This is a genomic window from Candidatus Regiella insecticola LSR1 (assembly GCF_000143625.1).
Taxonomy (GTDB): domain Bacteria; phylum Pseudomonadota; class Gammaproteobacteria; order Enterobacterales; family Enterobacteriaceae; genus Regiella; species Regiella insecticola.
Window position 1 is genome coordinate 1 of the sequence record NZ_GL379720.1, and the last position, 2,667, is coordinate 2,667.

Below are 2,667 nucleotides of genomic sequence, written 5' to 3' on the forward strand. Positions count from 1 at the left end.
TGATCGTTGATATAACTGGCATGAAAGTTTGTTGTCAGCGACATAAAATTGAAAAAAAGGCATGACAAGGGGCTAACGCCATCTTATCAAGTTCACCGACATTCCAAGCAGAAACCACCAGGCGCCGTGAATCGGGATTTTTCTTTATCTCGTTAACCAGGAGATCGAGCTGGTCAATGTGACGGCCATCCGCCGTGCCCCAGCTACGCCATTGTTTGCCGTATACCGGGCCGAGATCGCCTTGTTCATCCACCCATTCATTCCAGATAGTAACGTCATTTTCTTTTAAATAGGCGATGTTAGTATCCCCTTTTAGAAACCATAACAGCTCATGGATAATCGCTTTTGTATAACAACGTTTGGTGGTCACCAAGGGAAAGCCGTTCTGTAAATTAAAACGCATTTGATGTCCAAAGATCGACAGGGTACCGGTACCAGTTCTGTCTTTTTTAGTAGTGCCTTCTTCTAGTACTTTTTTCATTAAAGCTAAATATTGTTGCATGATGCCTCTCGTTACAACGCTGGGTTACCCTCTGCCTTTGAAGGGCTGTGGCTATAGGCCCAAATCATTATTATTACCCCAGTCAAAACCATCGGTATCGATAACAGTTGTCCCATACTGATGACACCATCAAGTAAACCGATTTGCGCATCCGGCTGGCGGAAATATTCTACAATAATACGGAAAATACCATAACCAATAAGAAATAGGCCGGAAACACTTCCCATCGGCCGTGGTTTGCGAATAAAGAGATTCAGCAGGATAAAAAGCACGATACCTTCAAGGATCATTTCATACAATTGAGAGGGATGGCGCGGTAAGAGGCCGTATTGCTGTAGTATATTTTGCCAAGCAGCATGAGTAGGGGCTATTTTAATGTCTTCACTCTGCGAGGTTGGAAATAACATAGCCCAAGGCGTGTTTATTGTGACTCTTCCCCATAATTCACCATTAATAAAGTTACCTAAACGCCCGGCGCCTAAACCAAAGGGAATAAGTGGCGCGATAAAATCAGAGACTTGGAAAAAATGACGCTTTGTGCGCCGTGCAAACCATAACATGACAGCGATCACACCGATCAGCCCGCCATGGAACGACATACCGCCATCCCATACTTTGAAGAGATAAAGTGGATCCTCGAGAAATTGGGAAAAATTATAAAACAGGACGTAACCGACACGTCCTCCGATAAACACCCCCAAAAACCTGAATACAGCAGATTTTCGACTGCTTCTTTGCTCCAATGACTGCCTGGTTTATTCGCTCTGCGGATTGCTAGCCACAGGGCAAAAACAAAACCAATCAGGTACATCAAACCGTACCAGTGGAGAGAAACAGAACCGATTGAAAAAATAATCGGATCAAATTGAGGAAACGCTAAATAGTTATCGATCATCTATTTTTCCCCAGAAGGGTAAGTAAGAATGGAATGGTAGCATAGCTTAATTTATTATTTTTTTGAAAGTTCTCTACCCTTCGCCTTTGAAGCTGCCGCGTTGTTGGCTGCGGGTGCTCGCCGAATCACGTAGTCTATCTACGTTCATCGGTCGATCGTCCTGGCAGCCGAAGGCAACTTCAAAGACGAAAGGTATCTATTGATTTTTATTATCATGGATCCTATTTCCTGAATCCCAATCGATGTGACCAATCAATAAGATCGGCAACTTTGTGCACATCGAGCTTTCTCATCATATTAAGACGATGGGTTTCTACCGTTTTTTTACTGATGGTCAGCTTCTCAGCAATCACCCGGTTACAGGCTCCTTCTGTGATTAATTTGAGCACTTGTCGTTCACGGGGGGTAAGTGACGAAGGATTGTGACAGGTTTTCATCAGTTGTAATACTTGGTCGTGATCCAACGCCGGATCAATATAACGCTTGCCTGCCATGATCGTCTGTATGGCAGCAAGCAGAACTTCTTGTGGACTTTTTTTCAGTACATAACCCAGTGCCCCGATGTTTAATATTTGACTAACATAATATTCTTCTTGTCGGGCAGTTAATGCCAAGATACGTAACCGAGGCCAACGGCGCAATAAATCTACGCTAACATCTTGCCCATCCATACCAGGTAATCCTAAATCGAGAATGACCATATCTGGCTCAGTTTTTTGACACATGCAACGAACATCCAACCCATTCTCTGCTTGACCCACAACTTGATAACGTGGGTAAGGGGAAAGCATATTTTTTTATCCCATTAATAATGAGCTCATGGTCATCAACAATTAATATTTTGACATTCATGAATTTATTTCCTTTTATTTGCTACCGTACAACTATCTTATAGATACAGATAATTCAGTCAGTTTTATCAGCTGTGGTGTTCATTACATCATCAAAATGAAAACTGATTAGCTGATATAGTGTCTCTACCTCTTTCTTCGTTACTGCACCACCGGCGTGAAGACAGGTTTCCAGCTCAGCAGTGTTGTTTTGAAGTTCTGTCAGGCCCGCCTGTCCGGCACAGCCTTTTAATGTGTGGAGATGATGTAACAAAGCACTGGTATCGTCGATTGATTCAGTAATCTTTTGTACTAACATCAATAGTGCCTGCTTTATTTTCTTACTTAATTGATGATCAGTCAGATCAAGCATGGGTTTTGGCGCGACTGATTGTGGTAACAGTGGGATATCGCGTTCTAATTGAAATTGTGTGGCTAAA

General features: G+C 42.7%; 1 protein-coding gene and 3 pseudogenes. All 4 read right to left on the reverse strand.

Features of this window, described 5'->3' with window-relative positions; translation table 11 throughout:
* Nucleotides 1-502: pseudogene (gene thyA / locus REG_RS09975) on the reverse strand (thymidylate synthase); the annotation flags it as partial.
* An 11-nt stretch (nucleotides 503-513) separates the two neighbouring features.
* Nucleotides 514-1,397 (reverse strand): annotated as a pseudogene (lgt, locus tag REG_RS09980) (prolipoprotein diacylglyceryl transferase).
* 221 nt (nucleotides 1,398-1,618) lie between these two features.
* A pseudogene (locus REG_RS09985) lies at nucleotides 1,619-2,249 on the reverse strand (two component system response regulator).
* Between the two features lie 54 nt (nucleotides 2,250-2,303).
* Nucleotides 2,304-2,667 (reverse strand): Hpt domain-containing protein (locus REG_RS14965; protein ID WP_339739785.1); only part of this gene is annotated, 364 nt, incomplete at its 5' end.